This window comes from Frigoribacterium sp. Leaf172 (genome assembly GCF_001424285.1).
In the GTDB taxonomy this organism is placed as follows: Bacteria; Actinomycetota; Actinomycetes; order Actinomycetales; family Microbacteriaceae; genus Frigoribacterium.
In genome coordinates, this window is sequence record NZ_LMPB01000002.1 from 910,997 (window position 1) to 927,963 (window position 16,967).

16 protein-coding genes are annotated in these 16,967 nt (G+C 71.9%); 7 read left to right on the forward strand and 9 right to left on the reverse strand.

Annotated features, from left to right (window positions below):
• The first annotated feature begins 17 nt into the window (after positions 1-17).
• The gene (locus tag ASF89_RS10490) at positions 18-1,940 is read left to right on the forward strand and encodes a glycosyltransferase family A protein (protein WP_055796105.1); all 1,923 of its coding nucleotides are present in this window, start codon (positions 18-20) and stop codon (positions 1,938-1,940) included.
• A gap of 6 nt (positions 1,941-1,946) precedes the next feature.
• Positions 1,947-2,927, forward strand: a complete 981-nt coding sequence (locus ASF89_RS10495) for a polysaccharide pyruvyl transferase family protein (RefSeq protein WP_055814406.1) — start codon at positions 1,947-1,949, stop codon at positions 2,925-2,927.
• On the opposite strand, the gene ASF89_RS10500 is transcribed toward ASF89_RS10495, so the two are convergent.
• From ASF89_RS10500 to ASF89_RS10510, 3 genes are all read right to left on the reverse strand, one after another.
• Positions 2,911-4,014, reverse strand: coding sequence for a glycosyltransferase (locus ASF89_RS10500; protein WP_235484073.1), 1,104 nt, complete (start codon positions 4,012-4,014; stop codon positions 2,911-2,913). The genes ASF89_RS10495 and ASF89_RS10500 overlap by 17 nt on opposite strands.
• Positions 4,015-4,040: 26 nt before the next feature.
• A complete protein-coding gene (locus ASF89_RS10505; protein WP_055814412.1) occupies positions 4,041-6,143 on the reverse strand; it encodes an acyltransferase family protein in 2,103 nt (700 codons plus the stop codon).
• Positions 6,144-6,205: 62 nt separating this feature from the next.
• Entirely contained in the window at positions 6,206-6,994 is a 789-nt protein-coding gene (locus tag ASF89_RS10510; RefSeq protein ID WP_055796093.1) for an SGNH/GDSL hydrolase family protein, read from the reverse strand.
• 86 nt (positions 6,995-7,080) lie between these two features.
• Between ASF89_RS10510 and ASF89_RS16235 the strand changes: the two genes are divergently transcribed.
• Entirely contained in the window at positions 7,081-7,677 is a 597-nt protein-coding gene (locus tag ASF89_RS16235; RefSeq protein ID WP_055796090.1) for a DapH/DapD/GlmU-related protein, read from the forward strand.
• Here the strand turns inward: ASF89_RS16235 and ASF89_RS10520 are convergent.
• Both ASF89_RS10520 and ASF89_RS10525 read right to left on the reverse strand, forming a co-directional pair.
• Positions 7,662-7,892 carry a hypothetical protein gene (locus ASF89_RS10520; RefSeq protein WP_055796088.1) on the reverse strand — a complete coding sequence of 77 codons (231 nt, stop codon included), beginning with the start codon at positions 7,890-7,892 and terminating at the stop codon, positions 7,662-7,664. The two genes, ASF89_RS16235 and ASF89_RS10520, sit on opposite strands and share 16 nt — an antisense overlap.
• A gap of 42 nt (positions 7,893-7,934) precedes the next feature.
• Complete coding sequence (locus ASF89_RS10525) at positions 7,935-8,837, reverse strand: D-alanyl-D-alanine carboxypeptidase family protein (RefSeq protein WP_055814414.1); 903 nt, start codon at positions 8,835-8,837, stop codon at positions 7,935-7,937.
• A 158-nt stretch (positions 8,838-8,995) separates the two neighbouring features.
• On the opposite strand from ASF89_RS10525, the gene rfbB reads away from it, so the two are divergent.
• From rfbB to ASF89_RS10540, 3 genes are read left to right on the forward strand one after another with little or no spacing between them, the layout of a single operon-like run.
• A complete protein-coding gene (gene rfbB / locus ASF89_RS10530; protein WP_055814417.1) occupies positions 8,996-9,982 on the forward strand; it encodes a dTDP-glucose 4,6-dehydratase in 987 nt (328 codons plus the stop codon).
• Positions 9,979-10,869 carry a dTDP-4-dehydrorhamnose reductase gene (rfbD, locus tag ASF89_RS10535; protein ID WP_255354984.1) on the forward strand — a complete coding sequence of 297 codons (891 nt, stop codon included), beginning with the start codon at positions 9,979-9,981 and terminating at the stop codon, positions 10,867-10,869. The genes rfbB and rfbD overlap by 4 nt, the downstream gene beginning before the upstream one ends.
• Positions 10,844-11,983: a glycosyltransferase family 1 protein gene (locus ASF89_RS10540; RefSeq protein ID WP_055814420.1), complete on the forward strand. Its 1,140-nt coding sequence runs from the start codon at positions 10,844-10,846 to the stop codon at positions 11,981-11,983. Before rfbD ends, ASF89_RS10540 begins: the two co-directional genes overlap by 26 nt.
• A 74-nt stretch (positions 11,984-12,057) precedes the next feature.
• Here the strand turns inward: ASF89_RS10540 and ASF89_RS10545 are convergent, their stop codons facing one another.
• Genes ASF89_RS10545 through ASF89_RS10555 form a run of 3 tightly spaced genes read right to left on the reverse strand, consistent with a single transcriptional unit; the run spans position 12,058 to position 15,087 of the window.
• Positions 12,058-13,401 (reverse strand): LCP family protein, encoded by a 1,344-nt coding sequence (locus ASF89_RS10545; protein WP_055796078.1) that lies wholly within the window; start codon positions 13,399-13,401, stop codon positions 12,058-12,060.
• The gene (purE, locus tag ASF89_RS10550) at positions 13,398-13,943 is read right to left on the reverse strand and encodes a 5-(carboxyamino)imidazole ribonucleotide mutase (protein WP_255354985.1); all 546 of its coding nucleotides are present in this window, start codon (positions 13,941-13,943) and stop codon (positions 13,398-13,400) included. The genes ASF89_RS10545 and purE overlap by 4 nt, the downstream gene beginning before the upstream one ends.
• A 16-nt stretch (positions 13,944-13,959) precedes the next feature.
• The gene (locus ASF89_RS10555) at positions 13,960-15,087 is read right to left on the reverse strand and encodes a 5-(carboxyamino)imidazole ribonucleotide synthase (RefSeq protein WP_055796074.1); all 1,128 of its coding nucleotides are present in this window, start codon (positions 15,085-15,087) and stop codon (positions 13,960-13,962) included.
• Positions 15,088-15,206: 119 nt separating this feature from the next.
• Between ASF89_RS10555 and ASF89_RS10560 the strand changes: the two genes are divergently transcribed.
• Positions 15,207-15,668, forward strand: coding sequence for a GtrA family protein (locus ASF89_RS10560; RefSeq protein ID WP_055796072.1), 462 nt, complete (start codon positions 15,207-15,209; stop codon positions 15,666-15,668).
• Here ASF89_RS10560 and ASF89_RS10565 read toward each other — a convergent pair.
• Complete coding sequence (locus tag ASF89_RS10565) at positions 15,644-16,948, reverse strand: UDP-glucose/GDP-mannose dehydrogenase family protein (RefSeq protein ID WP_055796068.1); 1,305 nt, start codon at positions 16,946-16,948, stop codon at positions 15,644-15,646. The genes ASF89_RS10560 and ASF89_RS10565 overlap by 25 nt on opposite strands.
• Positions 16,949-16,967 lie beyond the last annotated feature (19 nt).

The following is a 16,967-nucleotide window of genomic DNA, read 5'->3' on the forward strand; positions in this document are numbered from 1 at the left end:
CCGGAAGGACATCTCCCGTGACAACCGCCGAGACCGGGCCCGACGTCGTCGAGCTGTCGGTCGTCGTCCCCGTGCACAACGTCGGACCCTGGATCGAGCAGTGCCTGAAGAGCATCCTCGACCAGGACGTCGACTCGATGGAGGTCATCGTCGTCGACGACCACTCCACCGACGACACCGTCGAGCGCATCCTCTCCGTCGCCCAGGGCGACCCGCGCCTCCGGCTCATCACGGCGCCGCCGCGGCGGGGCGGCGCGCACGCCCGCAACCGCGGCGTCGATCTCGCCGTCGGGGAGTTCCTCGTCTTCGCCGACGGCGACGACCTCGTGCCCCGCGGTTCTTACCGGCGGATGGTCGAGGCCCTCCGCGAGTCCGGCGACGACATGGCGGTCGGCGACTTCCTGAAGTTCCGCTCGGGCGCCACGGTCTCGCACACGAAGCGGTCGAGGCTGTTCGTCCGGCCCCGGTCCGGCGTCACGCTCGTCGACCTGCCCGCCCTGCTCCGGAACCGCGCCATCTGGCACAAGATGTTCCGCCTCGACTTCTGGCTCGAGACCGGCATCACCTTCCCTCAGGCGGCCCGCTCGAACGACATCGTGCCCATGACCCGCGCCGTGACGAGCGCCCGCGGCGTCTCGATCGTCCCGAAGGTCGTCTACCTCTACCGCGACCGCCCCGGGACCCAGTCGATGACCCGGCAGGCCACCCGCCTCACCGGCGTGCTCAGCTACTTCGAGCAGGAGCTCGAGTGCGCCCGCATCGTCGTCGGAACGCGATATCTGCACGTGATCCAGGAGTACTTCGACGTGTTCCTGTTCGCCGACGGCTGGGTCCATCTGCGGGGCTATCTCCAGACCCGCGACGTGGACGCCGACCCCGACGACCTCGAACGGCTCGCCGCGGCGCTGCGGGGCCTGCTCTCGCTGGCGACGCGCCAGCAGCTCGATCGTCTGGGCGACTCGGCGAGGCGCGCGTTCCTGCTGATGGCGAACGGCCGTCTCGATCTGGCGCTGCGCCTCCCCGAGTACTCCGGTCGCACCGACGGCGGCGAGCACGTCGACTCCGCGGCCCTGGCCGAGGCCCTCGATCTCAGCAACGAGATGTACATGAGGGTCCCCGACGACACCGAGATCGTCGCCCGGATCTTCCTCGATCACGTCGCGCATCCGCTCTCGCGTGCGCTGCCCACCTCGAGCGACGACGAGATCACCGCCCTGACCGACTTCTTCCACCGTCTCGGGCGACGCCACGGACGGCCCATCCGACAGCACACCGACTGGCGGAGCGTCGAGCCGCTGCTCCGTCTCGGCACGAAGGGGCGTCCCGAGGCCCTGCGCGTCTGGGCCGCCTTCGTCGCATCCGTCCGAGGCGACGTGCGCGTGGACGGCGACCGTCTCGTCGTCGAGACGGTCCGGGGGCCGGTCGGCGACGCCGTCGATCTCGGCTCGACCCGCCTCCTGTTCGTGCACACCGTCACGGGCGCCCAGGTCGAGGGTCCCGTCCTCGCTCTGCCCGTGGGCAGCGGTCGCACGGTCGTCGACCTGCCGGCCGAGGTCGCCGGCGGTCCCGGCTCGTGGCGGCTCTACCTCGCGGCCCGGATCGACGACGAGCACGTGCAGTACCGGCTGGCTCGCGAGGCCCTGCCGGGCGAGCGATCGACGAACGGATTCATCCCGACTCCGGTCGAGACCCCCGTGGTCCTCCCGGCCACGACGACGGCCACGACGACGGCCACGACGACGATCGACCCGGCGGGCGCCGAGGCCGTCGATGCCGAGAGCACCGACGAGCCCGTCGACGACCCCTCCGAGCTGACCGCGCCGCTCCCCGCCACGGGCGACGAGGCGTGGACGATCGTCGTCCCCGCCCCCGAGGTCCGCCGCGTCGACCAGGCCCTGGCCCGCGTGCGCCGCCGACTCGGCGCGCTCAAGCCCCGCTGACGCTCCGTGCCCGACCACCACAGCGTCGTCCGGGGCGTGTCGGTGGTCCGCTGGGATCCGGTTCGACCCGGCCCGTCCGGGTCCCGGCGGGTCGGGAACTTCGGCGACCTGCTCGGGCCGCTCATCGTGCGGGCGCTGGTGGGGAGCGTCCCGGTCGTCGCACGTCGCCGGGCCCGTCTGGTCGCCGTCGGCTCGATCCTGCATCTCTCCCGCCCCGGTGACGTCGTCTGGGGCGCCGGCGTCAACGGGAAGATGCCGCTCCGGCTGATCGACCCCACGAGCCTCGACGTGCGCGCCGTCCGCGGACCGCTGACCAAGGCCGTCCTGGAGGGGCTCGGCGTGCCGGTCGGTCCTGCGCTCGGCGACCCGGGCCTCCTCGTCTCCGATGCGTTCCCCGATCTCCCGGATCGCGCGGCCATGCGTCCGCGGCGGGACGTCACGATCGTCCCGAACCTGAACGACCGGTCGGCGTTCCGCGACGACCCCCGGGCGGTCGATCCGACGGGGCCGGTCTCCGAGGTGGTCGCGGCCATCGCCGGGAGTCGCGTCGTCGTCGCCTCGTCGCTGCATGCGCTGGTGGTCGCCGACGCGCTCGGAGTCGATGCCCGCCCCCTGGTCTCGGACGCCGAGCATCCGTTCAAGTACGCCGATCACTACGCGGGCACCGGTCGACCGGGCGCCCTCCCCTCAGGCGACGTCTCCGCGGCGCTGGCGTCCGACGGTCCCGGCCCCGCCGTCGTCGACCTCGGCGCGCTCAGAGCGTGCTTCCCCTTCGACCTCTGGTCGACGGGCGGAGCCCCAGCCGAGGAGGCGCGGGTCCCGTCGCCGAGACCCCCCGCGGCAGCCGTCGACCCGGCACCACGACGGCCTGAGGACGCGGCCGCCGTGCTCGGCGCCTGGCTCGCCCGGTCCGGGCGCCCGCCGGAGCCGCATCGCTTCGCGCCGGAGCGCGACGAGGACGACCGCCCGATCAGCTCGAGGTCGTGACCGCCTCGGCGCGGGGCCGCAGCCGCCGGTAGAGGTCGAGGAACCTGTTCGCCATGTCCCAGGGCGTGTAGGCGCGGGCGTACTCGCGGGCGGCGCGACGATCGTCGTCGGACGCCCGGAAGACGCTCAGCGCCTCGGCGAGCGCCTCGGCACCGCCGTCGGCGTCGTAGAAGTGCACCCACGCCTGATCGCCGTACCCCGCGACGAGGTGCGGGAACGACGGGAGCAGCACGGGCAGACCGAACGTCGACGCGAGGTGCATGCTGCCCGAGTTGAGGATGCTCGAGTACGGCAGGACCATCACATCCGCGCCGACGAGCCAGTCGGCCACCGCGCCGTCGGCCACGAAGCCGAAGTGCGTGATGGCTCGGACTCCGTCGGAGAGCAGCGGCTCGACGATGGCGCGGTCCTCTTCCCTCGTGCGTCCGGCGACGAGCAGCGTGAGGTCGTCGCGCCGAGCCGACGCCTGCGCGAAGGCGTCGATCAGGACGTCGACGCCCTTGTAGGCGCGGACCTGCCCGAAGAAGAGCACGGCGGTCTCGTCCGGCCCCACGCCGAGCTTCTCGCGGGCGTCGACCCGTTCGACACCCGAGTCGTAGAAGCCGTCGTAGCTGCTGTGCTCGATCAGCTCGACCTTGGCCGGGTCGATGGGCGACACGTCGGCCACCTCGTCGAGCGTGGCCAGGGAGAGGACGTGCACGACGTCGGCCCGATCGGCCAGGAACCGGACGAGCGCGCGCTCGGACTCCGGGTGGGCGAGCTCATGGGGCAGCTTGTTGTGGACCGTCCAGAGGAGCAGGACGCCCCGCGCCTGCGCCGCCTCGATGGTCTTCTCGAACCGCTCGAGGCGTTCGCGCGCCTCCTGCTCGTCACGTGCCGCCTCGAGCAGCACGCCCGTCCAGTGCAGGTGGACCAGGTCGCCGTCGACCCTCCGGTCGATGCTGTCGAGCAGCTCGTCGTAGTCGCGTTGACGGGCGACGACGAATCCGTCGGCGGCGATGGCGAGGTACGCCATGTTGAGGTACGGGTTCTGCTCCCAGAAGGGGAACACGGTGACGACGGGTCGGGGTTCGAGGGTGCTCACCACAGGACGAGCGTACCCGGCGTCGGCGGTCATGCCGAGACCAGGGCCTGCACGCGCTGCACCAGGTACGGGGCGAGCGTCTTGCTGAAGGTCGCCGTGATGTGGTGCTGGTCGCGGTAGACGATGACGTTGCCGACGACGATCGGGCACGAACCGTCACGGCAGAAGTACGCGCCGAGGTCGACGACGTCCGCCCCCGTGGCCTCCGCGGCGCGGACGAGGTCGTCGGTGCCGGCGTAGCCGTCCTGCTGCGTCACCGCGCACGAGCCCGTGTCGGAGCCTGCGGGGGCCTGCGTCACGCAGTCGAGCGCGTCCTGGGTGATCGTCGGGTTGTCCCGCACCACGACGACGCGGGTCCCCGAGTCGCGCGCCTGGCGGAACACCGTCTCGGTCGCCGCGACCCGGCGCTCGGTGGTCGAGGCCGACTCGGCGGGGTCGCGCCGCGCCGTGGCGAGCACCACGTCGTAGTCACCGCCCTGCAGAGCCGTGTCGACGGCGGAGGAGTACTCGCGCTGCGGACCGGGGCCCACCGTCGACGGGTCGACCCAGGAGCCGCCCCAGCCCACGTAGACGTCGAGACTCCAGCCGAGCTCGTCGACCTGCTCGGCGAGACCCGGGACGAGCATCGCGGCATGCGAGTCGCCGACGATCGCGACACGCGGCGCGTCGGCGGCGTCCGACCCGAAGTGGCACGGCGAGAGATCGGGTGAGCCCTGCGGCCGATAGCAGTCGAACGCTCCGCCAGTGTCGTCGAAGACCGCTGCCGTGGCCGGGACCAGGGTGTCTCCGAGCTCGGGGTTGACGCAGTCCCCGTCGCCCGCGAACGCAGCGGCTCCGAAGCACTCGACGCCGCCCGCGAGCAGCGACTGCGTCTCGCGGGCGCTCTCGGCCGCGACCGCCCGGGCCTGCACGATGCCGACCGTCGGCACGATGAGGGCGAGGACCATGCCCGCCGCGACGGCTCCGAAGGTCCAGCGCGGCGGGCGTCGGGTGAGCGCCTTCGCGGTGCGGGCCGGATCCTCGATGACGACCTTCGACAACCAGGCGAGCGCGATCGCCAGCACGAGGATGATCACCTTGACCCCGCTGTCGAGGTCGCGACCCAGCACGAACGGGGTCAGCACGATGAGGGGCCAGTGCCAGAGGTAGAGGGAGTACGAGACGTCCCCGAGCAGGCGCACCGGTCCGAACTCGGCCAGGGGCGTCGGCGACCAGCGACCGTCGGGGCTGCCGGCCGAGATGACCAGGAGGCTGCCGACGACGGGGAGCAGGGCGGTGTAGCTCGGGAACGGCGTCGCGCCGGTGAAGGTGAGCACGGCGACGGTGATCATGCCCCAGCCGAGCCAGGCCAGGACGGTGCGGGCGCGATCGTTCGCCCGCACGACGTCGGGGGCGACGATCGCGAGGATGCCGCCGGCGGAGAACTCCCACGCCCGCGTGTGCGTGACGAAGTAGGCGCTGGCGGGGTCGGTGGCGGTGAGCCAGACGGACAGTCCGAGCGAGACGACGAAGACGAGCACGAGAAGCCCGAGCACGGCGCGTCGTCGCACCGCGATCGTGCCCCCGCGGGTGAGCAGCAGGGCGAGGGCGATGAGCAGCGGCCACGCCACGTAGAACTGCTCCTCCACCCCGAGCGACCAGAAGTGCTGGACGGGCGTCTCGACGTTGTCGGCTGCGAGGTAGTCGACCGAGTCCGAGGCGAGCACCCAGTTCTGCACGTAGAGGACGCTGCCGATGACCGCGCGGAGGAACTGCTGCCAGAGCGACTGCGGCACGGCCACGAGGACCGTGACGGCGGTCACGACGAGGACCGTCAGGGAGGCGGGCAGGAGGCGCCGGGCACGACGGGCCCAGAACTGACCCAGCCGCACGTGGCCGGTCTTGTGCACCTCCCGCATGAGGTGGCCGGTGATCAGGAAGCCCGAGATGGCGAAGAAGATGTCGACGCCGACGAATCCGCCGGGCAGGCGTGCCGGCCAGAGGTGGTAGAGGACCACGACGAGGACGGCCGCCGCGCGCAGAGCCTGGATCTCGGGTCGGAGACCGGACGGGGAGGCTCGGACGCCGGCCTCGCGCCGTCCTCCCGAGGGGCCTGGTGAGACGGGCGCACGATCGGGGGTCTGGACTGACACCGCAAGATCATAACCCGCACCGCGGCGCCCCCTCGTCGGCCGTGGCGCGGGCGCCCCGGACGTCAGGACGCGGGGACCTCGGCCTCGGCGTCGTCACGCGCGACGGCGACCTCGACGAGCGCCTCGGCGACCGCCTCGGCGATGGCGCGGTGACCGCCGTCGTTGGGGTGGATGCCGTCGTCGATCATGAGGTCGGGTCGGGCGTAGAGCGGTTGGCCGATGTCGAGGAACGTGCCGTCGACCTTCGCGACCGCCGTCTGCACGACCGCGCCCATGATCGTGATGGTCGGCGGGGTCCGCCCCGCGCCCCAGATCGGCGACACGGCGACGATCTCGGCATCGGGGAGCGCGGCGCGCAGGTCGGCGAATGTCTTGTCGATCTCGATCTTCAGCTCGTTGAGGTCGTCGGTGCTCCGCGCGTCGTTGAGACCGCCCGAGACGACGACGGCGTCCGGGCGCGACGCGACGACGTCCGCGATGCGCTCGTCGTAGGTCTCTCCGCACGATCCGCCGGGCGAGACGTATCCCGACCCTCCGCATCCGAGGTTCATGCCCTGCCAGCCGAAGACGTCGTCGAGGAGCGAGACCCAGCCCTCGGCCGCGCTCGTGGCACCGGTGCCGACCGTGTACGAGTCGCCGAGATAGGCGACCCGGGCGGGCGTCGTCCGAGGACTCGTGTCGCCCCCGACCGCGACGTCGCTCTGCGACGGCGCCTCGGGGGTCGCTGCCACGGCGGGCGGCGACTCGGACGGGCCGGCCAGCGCGACGCCCGCGAGCACGGCGACGGCCAGGGCCGCGGTCGCCATCGTCACGACCGTCGTGCGTCGGCCGAGCAAGGGGGTGTGGCGCATTCTTCTCCTCGTGCGGGCTCGGTCCCGTGGTGCCCGTCGGTGGGTTCGGCGGGATCGCCGCAGGTCGATAATAGAGTGGGCTCGTGATGCAGACGTTGAGCCGGTGGGTGCGTGCCGTCACCCGAGCGCACCTCCTCGCCGAGCGGGTGGCGGCTCTCGAGAACGCCGTCGCCGCCGCTGCGCCGCCGGCGGGGAGCGGCATCCCCCCGTACGTCGAGGTCGGTTCCGAGGCCCGCATCGGCGACGGAGTCGACTTCTTCGGCACCGACCGCGCCCGTGTCGCCGTCGGGGCTCGCTGCCGCGTGCTCGACGGCACCCGCATCTTCGGCCCGGCGACGATCGGCGAGGGCACGTTCCTCAACCGCGACGTGTACATCCGCCCTCGGACCACGATCGGCGCCGGAGTGTCGGTGGGGCCCTTCGCCCGCTTCGTGACCGAGACGCACGATCTCGGCGACCCCACGGGGCGCGCCGGCCGCGGCCGCACCGAACCCATCGTGGTGGGCGACGGCTGCTGGATCGGCGCCGACGTGACGGTCCTCGGCGGTGTGACGATCGGCGACGGCAGCGTCGTCGCCGCCGGCAGCGTGGTCATCCGCGACGTGCCGGCCGACACGCTCGTCGGCGGCGTCCCCGCACGCGTGATCCGGGGCCTCGGCCCCGAGGCTCAGCGACCGGAGTAGTCGGCCGACTTCTTGACGGCGGCCTTCGGCACCGACATCGAGCTGAGCACGTTGTAGAAGCCCACGCTGTTCACCTCGCGGTAGGTGACGCCGATGGACTTGAGCGACGAGACCATGGCCGACGTCGACAGGTGCCGCAGGGTGCGGACGTCGACGAGGCACGTGTAGCCGCGGCCGACGCCGCTGAGCGTGTCGGTGCAACGGAGGATGAGCATGGGTGTGTCCTCGGGTGATAGGGGTTCAGGAGAGGCGGGGCGTCAACGACGCCAGTAGTCGGCGTTCTCGACGAGAGCGCTCGTGGGGATCGACAGGGACGCCATGATGCTGGTGAAGACGGCGGCGTTGACCTCGAAGTAGGGGGTGGCGACGACCCGCATCGAGTTGATCATGTCGATCGTCGAGAGGTGTCGGAGGCTGCGGATGCCGAGGAGCGCCGTGTACCCGGCCGGCCTCGACCCGATGGCCTGCGTGCTCCGCAGGACCACCACGTCGCCGGTGCCGACCTTGGGTGCCGCCGAGCCCGCGTTCCCCACCCAGGCGCCGACGTAGTCGAAGTGCCAGGGCTCGGGGCGCGAGAACCCGTTGCCGGTCGGCTTCCATCCGTACGACGGCGCATTCGCGTCCATCCATCGCTTGGCCGTGGTTCCGGCCGTCTCGACGCCCGACCCGAAGTCGCACGAGATGGCCCAGCCGTGGTTCGAGGTGCCGGGGTAGGCGGCGAGGTTGCCCGTGCCGTTCTGGTAGTGGTTCCAGTAGTCCTGCTGCCGGGCGTACGTGCGGTAGCCCTCGGTGATGATGAGGGGGCGCCCGACCGCGCGGGAGAACGCGAGGCTCATCGAGAGGTACTGGCGGGCGGCGTCCGAGCGCAGATAACCCGAGCCGGCCACGGTGGTCACGATGGGGGTGAGCGCCGACGTCGGGATCTTCCCGTTGGCGAAGCCGCCCCACGACGACGCCTGCGCCGCGGCCAGGGCCTGCGCCACGGTGGTCACGCCGTCGGTCGACTCGCCGAGGTTGGCGGCCGCCATCGCGGGTCGGGCGTCGAGCGTCGTCAGCGCGGCTCCCCCGGCGGCGACCGCGGCGAACGCGAGCAGGCGACGCCGGTCGACGGACCGGACGGCGGGATGAGCCGTGTCGGCCGGTGCGTCGCAGATGTCCATGTCATCAACGGTCACACGGATTTGTCCCCCGAACCACCCCCCGACCAGGGTTCGGCAGAAAGGGGGACAGACAGGACGGGAGACCTCCGACGGCCCTGCGGACGACCTGTCCCCCTAAGATCGATTGACCCTTCCGCGACCGACCCACAAGGAACAGTGTGAAAATCCTCGTCACCGGCGGCGCCGGTTTCATCGGCTCGAACTTCGTCCGCCGCACCCTCGAAGACGCCTATCCGGGACTGGAGGGCGCCGAGGTCGTCGTCCTCGACGCCCTGACCTACTCGGGGAACGAGGCCAACCTCGCCTCCGTCGCCGACTCCCCGCGGTACACGTTCGTCAAGGGCGACATCCGCGACGGCGCCCTCCTCGACACGCTCTTGCCCGACGTCGACGCCGTCGTCCACTTCGCCGCCGAATCGCACGTCGACCGCTCGGTGCGAGACGCCTCGATCTTCGTCGAGACCAACGTGCTCGGCACGCAGCAGCTGCTCGACGCCGCTCTGCGCAACGACCTGAAGCGCTTCGTGCACGTGTCCACCGACGAGGTCTACGGCTCGATCGCCGAGGGCTCGTGGGCCGAGGACCGCCCGCTCGAGCCGAACTCGCCCTACTCGGCCTCGAAGGCCGGCAGCGACCTCCTCGCCCGGAGCTACCACCGCACGCACGGCCTCAACGTGTCGATCACGCGCTGCAGCAACAACTACGGCCCCTTCCACTTCCCCGAGAAGGTCATCCCGCTGTTCGTCACGAACCTCATCGACGATCGGCATGTCCCCCTCTACGGCGAGGGGAACAACATCCGCGACTGGCTGCACGTCGACGACCACACGCGCGGAATCGCGATGGTCCTCGTCGACGGACGCGCCGGCGAGATCTACAACATCGGCGGCGGCACCGAGCTGACCAACCGCGAGCTCACCGAGATGCTGCTCGAGTCGACGGGCAAGGACTGGTCGTACGTCGACCGCGTCCAGGACCGCCTCGGACACGACCTGCGGTACTCCGTCGACATCTCCAAGATCCGCGACGAGCTCGGCTACGAGCCCCGCGTCCCCTTCTCCGAGGGTCTCGCCGAGGTCGTGCAGTGGTACCGCGACAACCGCGAGTGGTGGGAGCCCCTCAAAGAGCGCGCGGCCCTGTCGTGAGCACGCCCCAGAACCTCCGGTACCTCGTCACCGGGGCACGAGGCATGCTCGGCTCCGACCTGCTCGAAGCGCTCTTCGGACGTGAGGTCACCGTGCTCGGTCGCTCCGACCTCGACGTGACCGACCGCGACTCCGTCTTCGCGGCCGTCGAGGGTCACGACGTCGTCATCAACGCCGCCGCGTACACGGCGGTCGACGCGGCGGAGACCGACGAGGAGGCGGCGCTCGCGGTGAACGGGACCGCAGCCGGCATCCTCGGCGAGGCCACCGCCTCCTCGGGGGCCCGGCTCGTCCAGGTGTCGACCGACTACGTCTTCGACGGCTCGGCCACGTCGCCGTACTCCGAGTCGACCCCGCCGGCCCCGGTGAGCGCCTACGGACGCACCAAGGCCGAGGGCGAGCGTCTCGCCCGCGAGGCCAACCCCGACGGCACCTACGTCGTACGCACGGCGTGGCTCTACGGGCGTCACGGCGGCAACTTCGCCAAGACCATGCTGCGGCTCGCCGCCACCCACGACACGGTCAGCGTCGTCGCCGACCAGGTGGGTCAGCCCACCTGGACGATGGATCTCGCCGAGCAGATCGTCCGTCTCGTCGACGCCGACGCCCCCGCCGGCGTCTACCACGGCACCAGCTCGGGTCGAGCCAGCTGGTACGACTTCGCCCGTGCGGTCTTCGAGAACGCCGGCCTCGACCCCGAGCGCGTCACGCCCACCGACAGCTCGAGCTTCGTCCGCCCGGCACCGCGCCCGGCGTTCAGCGTGCTCGGCCACGACGCCTGGGCCGCAGCGGGTCTCGAACCCCTGCGCCCCTGGGACGCCGCCCTCAGCGACGCCGCTGCGAAGGGGGTCTTCTCGTCCGATGACGACGCTTCGAGTGGTCGTTGACCAGATCCTCGCGCCGGTGCCCGGCGGCATCGGCCGCTACACCGTCGAGCTCACCCGCGGTCTGATCGCGACGGCCCCGCGCGGGTGCGACGTCGAGGCGGTCGTCGCCGCGCATCCTCAGGCCGACTACGACCGGATCGACGACCTCCTCCCCGGGCTCGCGGGTCTCGCCAAGGCCCCCCTCGGCCGGCGCGAGCTGTCGCTGGCGTGGCAGTCCGGCCTCGTCGGCCTGCCGGGCCGGGGCATGGTGCACTCGACGAGCCTCCTCGCGCCGCTCTCGCGGCACGACCGCTCGCTCGAACCCTCGACGCAGACCGTCGTCACGATCCACGACACCGTCCCGTGGACGCATCCGCACACCCTCACCCCGCGGGGCGTCCGCTGGCACAAGGCGATGGCCCGGCGGGCTCACCGCTTCGCGGACGCCGTCGTCGTCCCGACCCACGCGGCCGCGGACGACCTCGCCGAGCGCTTCGACTTCGGCGACCGGCTGCGCGTGATCGGCGGCGCCGTGAGCAGCGACCTCGCGGTGCCGACCGATGCCGACGCCCTCGCCGACGCCCTCGATCTGCCTCCCGCCTACGCGCTCAGCGTCGGCACGCTCGAGCCCCGCAAGGGCATCGAGCCGTTGATCCAGGCGATGGGGCACGCCGACGCACCCGAGATCCCGCTGCTCATCGTGGGCCCCGACGGGTGGGGGGACGTCAGCATCGCCGACATCGTCGCGCGAGAGGGTCTGCCGGAGGGGCGCGTGCGCTCGCTCGGATTCGTCTCGGACGCCCAGCTCGCCGTCCTGCTGCAGCGCGCCTCCGTCTTCGTCTTCCCGAGTCTGGCCGAGGGCTTCGGGCTGCCCGTCGTCGAGGCGCTGAGCCTCGGCACCCCGACGGTGATCTCGGACACCCCCGCCCTCGTCGAGGTCGCGGCGGACGCCGCCGTGATCGTCGCGCGCGATGATCCGGAGGGCTACCCCGGGAGGCTGGCCCAGGCCATGTTCCAGGTGGTCAACGACGTCGAGTTGAGCACGCGTCTCGGCGTGGTCGGACTCGATCGGTCGCATGCCTTCAGCTGGACCGACTCTGCCGACAAGGTCTGGCAGCTGCACGCCGATCTCTGACGACGCGCGCAGAAAGGCCCCCGCGGGTCACCCGCGGGGGCCCTTCGTCCGCGCGCGGGACGTCCGGTCGTCGATCAGCCCCCGGCCGACGCCGTGGCCGCCGCGACGTCGGCGCGGATGACGCCGAAGTCCGGGTACACGTTGTCGTAGGTCGGCGGGACGATCTCGAGGTCGGCGATCTCCTGCCCCTTGGTCTTCAGCGCGAGCTCGACGAACGCACCCAGAGCGCCCCGCGGGATGTCCGTGTCGACGGTCTGCACTCCGGCGGCCGCCACCGACTGGAACTTCGCCAGCACCGTCGCCGGCTGGAACTGCGTCAGCAGCGCCTGCTGCACCTCGCGCTGACGCGCCATGCGGTGGTAGTCGTCCGAGCCGTGCCGGGCGCGTGCGTACCAGAGGGCGTGATACCCGTCGAGGGTCTGCTCGCCCGGTTCGATCCAGCCCTCGACGTTGATCGGCTGCCCGGCGGCGTCGACGCCGCCGTTGATCGGCAGCCGCCCCTCGGTGTTGTCGACCTGGATGCCGCCCAGCGCGTCGATCAGCTGAGCGAATCCCTCCATGTCGATCAGCACGTAGTACTGCAGGGTCAGCCCCGTGACACCGGACACGGCGTCGCGCATCGCCTCGACGCCCGCGTTCGAGCCCCGCTCCTCGGCGTCCGGATAGAGCTCGGGGTGCTCTTCGCCATAGGTGTAGAGATAGCTGACGAGGCAGTCGTCGCCGCACGAGTAGCCGTCGGGGTAGACGCCCCACAACGGCGATCCCTCCGAGAACGGGGCGTTGTAGAGATTCCTCGGGATCCCGATGAGCGTCGCGGCGCCCGTCTCGGCGTCGATGCTCGCCACCGAGATGCTGTCGGGGCGCAGCCCCGTGCGGTCGGCCCCGGCGTCGCCGCCGAGCAGGAGGATGTTGTAGCGACCGTCGACGGGATCGGCGGCCTGCGCCTGCGACGTGAAGAGGTCGTTCAGCAGCCGATGCTGCACGCCCGAGAGATAGGCCCCCCACGCAGCCGGTCCGACCGTCGCGAACAGCAGGAGCGCCATGGCGCCGGCCAGGAACCCGCGCGAGGTCGGCGTCGTGCGGATGATGCGGACCAGGCGCAGCGTGTCGAGGGTCAGGACCACCCACAGCACGGCGAAGTAGATCAGGAACAGCTGGACGACCGTGAGAGCGACGACGCTCGTCGCCATCTCGATCAGCGGACGTCGGTAGAAGAGCGCGAGCAGGACCGACACGACGGCCACGCCCCAGAAGACGAGCGTCGACGCCAGCCCGATCCGGCCGAGGCGTCGGCTGCCGGCGAGCACCTGCGCCGAGCCGGGCACCAGCACGTTCAGGACGACGAGCACCCAGGCCCGCTTCGTCATGAACGTCTCCGACCCGAGGTCGGGGTGGCGGACGGGCAGCGTCGCGCTCACAGCGACCGCTGCAGGGCCGCGTTCTTCTCCTCGACGAGCTCGCCGAGACTGCTCGCATACTCCGCGAGACGGTCGGCGACATCGGGGTCGGACACCCCGAGGATGCGCGCGGCGAGGAGTCCGGCGTTGGCCGCCCCGCCGATGGAGACCGTGGCGACGGGGATGCCCGCGGGCATCTGGACGATCGAGAGGAGCGAATCGAGGCCGTCGAGCTTGGCCAGGGCGACCGGCACGCCGATGACGGGCAGGGTGGTGACCGAGGCGAGCATGCCGGGCAGGTGAGCCGCGCCTCCCGCCCCCGCGATGATCACGCCGAGCCCGCGCCCTGCGGCCTCACGGCCGAAGCGGATCATCTTGTCGGGCGTGCGGTGCGCCGAGACGACCTCGACCTCGTGGGCGATGCCGAACTCCGAGAGGATCTCGGACGCGCTCCGCATGGTCGGCCAGTCGCTGTCGGACCCCATCACGATCGCGACCCGCGGCGGGACGCCGGGGTCGTTCGCGACGGACGGGGCGAAGGAGGCGCGGTTCGGGTCTGACACGAGCTAGAGGATAGCGTCAGCCCTCGAAGAACGCCGCACCGGCGCGCGCCCGGTAGGTGGCCTCGTCGAGGTCGTCACCGGTCGCGGTGACGTGGCCGACCTTGCGACCCGGTCGAGGGTCCTTGCCGTAGTCGTGCACCTTGACCGCCGGCTGGTGGGCCATCAGCGCCGGGAGCCGGTCGGCCAACGAGCCCTCGCGGGGGCCGCCGAGCACGTTCACCATGACGCTCCACGGCTCGTGCGCGCTCGTGTCGCCGAGCGGCAGGTCGAGGACGGCGCGGAGGTGCTGCTCGAACTGGCTGGTCGTCGATCCGTCGATGGTCCAGTGCCCCGTGTTGTGCGGGCGCATGGCGAGCTCGTTGACGAGGAGACGGTCGTCGACGGTCTCGAAGAGCTCGACGGCCAGCACACCGGTCACGCCGAGCCGCTCGGCGATCGTGCGGGCGAGGGCCTCGGCGGTCTCGGCCAGGCGTCCGGCGCTCCCCGGCGCCGGGGCGATCACCTCGGCGCACACGCCGTCGCGCTGGATGCTCTCGACCAGCGGCCATGCGACGATCTCGCCGCTCGTCCGGCGGGCGACCGACTGCGCGAGCTCGCGACGGAACTCGACGAGCTCCTCGACGAGGAGCGCCTCGCCCTCGGCGAGCTGCGCGAACCAGTCATCGGCCTCGTGGGCGGCCCGGACGACGCGGACCCCCTTGCCGTCGTAGCCGCCCCGAGCCGTCTTGACCACCGCACGGCCGCCGTGGTCGGCCAGGAACGCATCGAGCGAGGCCGTGTCGCGGACGGCGTCCCAGTCGGGAACCGGCAGGCCGAGCTCGGTCAGTCGGCGGCGCATCACGATCTTGTCCTGCGCGACGGCGAGCGCCTCGGGCGAGGGGTGGACGGCGACGCCCGCCGCGACGAGGGCCGCCAGGACGTCCTGCGGCACGTGCTCGTGATCGAAGGTCACGGCGTCGACGTCGCGGGCGAAGTCGATCACCGTCGCGACGTCGTGGTAGTCGCCGACCCCCGTCGCCGCGAGACGGGCGGAGCTGCCCTCGACCTCGGCGAGCACGCGGATGTCGATCCCGAGGTGGACGGCCGGGGGCACCATCATCCGGGCGAGCTGGCCGCCTCCGATCACTCCGACGCGGTAGGCCATGGTCTCTCCTCGGTGCTGGCGCCCCTCGATCCGGCGGGGGGCCGGGTCGACGGGGCGGCGGTACGATCTTCGGGGCTCGTCGAGCCCTCCCCATCTTGGCCGAATCCTCGAGGAGGCGCATGCGCCGGCTCGCTCTGCAGCTCGCCCGCTACGGGACCGTCGGCGCCCTCGGGGTCGTCGTCGACCTCGGCCTGTTCAACCTCTTCCGCGCGACGGTCTTCGAGCCCGACCGGGTCGAAGCCGGCCCGATCCTCGCCAAGGTCGCCTCCGGCGTCATCGCGATCGTCGTCGTCTGGCTCGGCAACCGGTACTGGACGTTCCGGGCGACCCGGCGCAGCCACGCCCTCCGCGAGGCCCTGGAGTTCTTCGCCGTCGCCCTCGGCGGGCTGCTCATCGGCCTGGCCTGCCTCGGGGTGTCGCACTACCTCCTGGGCTTCACGTCGGCCGCCGCCGACAATCTGTCGACCAACGTCATCGGCCTGGCCCTCGGCTCGGTCTTCCGATTCACGCTCTACAAGCTCTGGGTGTTCCATCCCGAGCGCGTCGGAGTGATCGATCAGGGGCGGCCGAGCCCCCGGTAGTCGAAGCCGGCGCCGCGCCAGGCGGCGACGTCGAGCGTGTTGCGACCGTCGACGACCCGAGCGTGCGCCATGAGACCCGAGACCACGGCGGGGTCGAGTTCGCGGAACTCGGTCCACTCGGTCAGCACCAGGGCGACGTCCGCGTCGCGGAGGGCGGACTCGACGTCGTCGACGTAGTCGAGCTCGGGGGCGATGCGCGACGCGGTGTGGTTCGCCTCGGGGTCGTAGGCGGTGACGACGGCGCCGGCGGCGCGGAGGCGACGGGCGACGTCGAGGGCGGGCGAGTCGCGGATGTCATCGCTGTTCGGCTTGAACGCGAGACCCAGGACGGCCACCCGGGCTCCGGAGACGTCGCCGACGAGCTGCTCGGCGAGCGCGACCACGCGGTCCCGACGGCGGAGGTTGATGGCGTCGACGTCGGCGAGGAACGCGAGCGAGTCGAGGCCGAGCTCGTCGGCGCGAGCCTGGAAGGCGCGGATGTCCTTGGGCAGGCAGCCGCCTCCGAAGCCGATACCGGCGTTGAGGAAGCGGCGGCCGATCCGCGCGTCGTAGCCGATCGCGTCGGCGAGCTGCGTCACGTCGGCGCCGGTGGCCTCGGCCACCTCGGCCATGGCGTTGATGAACGAGATCTTCGTCGCCAGGAAGGCGTTCGCGGAGACCTTCACCAGCTCGGCGGTCGCGTAGTCGGTGACCAGGCGGGGGGTCTCGGCGGCGAGGGCGGTGGAGTACACCTCGTCGAGCTGCGCGGTGGCGCGCTCTCCGGCCTCCCCGGGAGCCACGCCGTAGACGAAGCGGTCGGGGGTGAGGGTGTCCTTCACGGCGAACCCCTCGCGGAGGAACTCGGGGTTCCAGGCCAGGTCGGCCCCCGAGGAGGCGCGGACGACGTCGGCGAGGCGCGTGGCCGTCCCGACGGGAACCGTCGACTTGCCGACGACGAGGTCGCCGTCCGAGAGGTGGGGCAGCAGCCCCTCGACGGCCGCGTTCACGTAGGTGAGGTCGGCGGCGTGGCTGCCCTTGGTCTGCGGGGTCCCGACGGCGACGAAGTGGACCTCGGCCCCGGCGGCGTCGGCCAGGTCGGTCGAGAACCGGAGGCGGCCCGACTCGAGGGCGCGTCCGAGGACCTCCGGGAGCCCGGGCTCGAAGAACGGGGCGCGACCCGCGGCCAGCTCGGAGACCTTGTGCTCGTCGACGTCGATGCCGACGACCTCGTGTCCGAGCTCGGCCATGCAGGCCGCGTGCACGGCGCCGAGGTAGCCGCAACCGATCACAGAAATACGCATTGGTGACACCTTTTGTCGT

Excerpts from the sequence above, each read along its gene's own strand:
- ASF89_RS10510 (WP_055796093.1), bottom strand. The coding sequence starts at position 6,994 with ATGCGCCACACCCCCTTGCTCGGCCGACGCACGACGGTCGTGACGATG.
- ASF89_RS16235 (WP_055796090.1), top strand. The coding sequence starts at position 7,081 with ATGCAGACGTTGAGCCGGTGGGTGCGTGCCGTCACCCGAGCGCACCTC.
- ASF89_RS10520 (WP_055796088.1), bottom strand. The coding sequence starts at position 7,892 with ATGCTCATCCTCCGTTGCACCGACACGCTCAGCGGCGTCGGCCGCGGC.
- ASF89_RS10525 (WP_055814414.1), bottom strand. The coding sequence starts at position 8,837 with ATGGACATCTGCGACGCACCGGCCGACACGGCTCATCCCGCCGTCCGG.
- ASF89_RS10540 (WP_055814420.1), top strand. The coding sequence starts at position 10,844 with ATGACGACGCTTCGAGTGGTCGTTGACCAGATCCTCGCGCCGGTGCCC.
- ASF89_RS10555 (WP_055796074.1), bottom strand. The coding sequence starts at position 15,087 with ATGGCCTACCGCGTCGGAGTGATCGGAGGCGGCCAGCTCGCCCGGATG.
- ASF89_RS10560 (WP_055796072.1), top strand. The coding sequence starts at position 15,207 with ATGCGCCGGCTCGCTCTGCAGCTCGCCCGCTACGGGACCGTCGGCGCC.
- ASF89_RS10565 (WP_055796068.1), bottom strand. The coding sequence starts at position 16,948 with ATGCGTATTTCTGTGATCGGTTGCGGCTACCTCGGCGCCGTGCACGCG.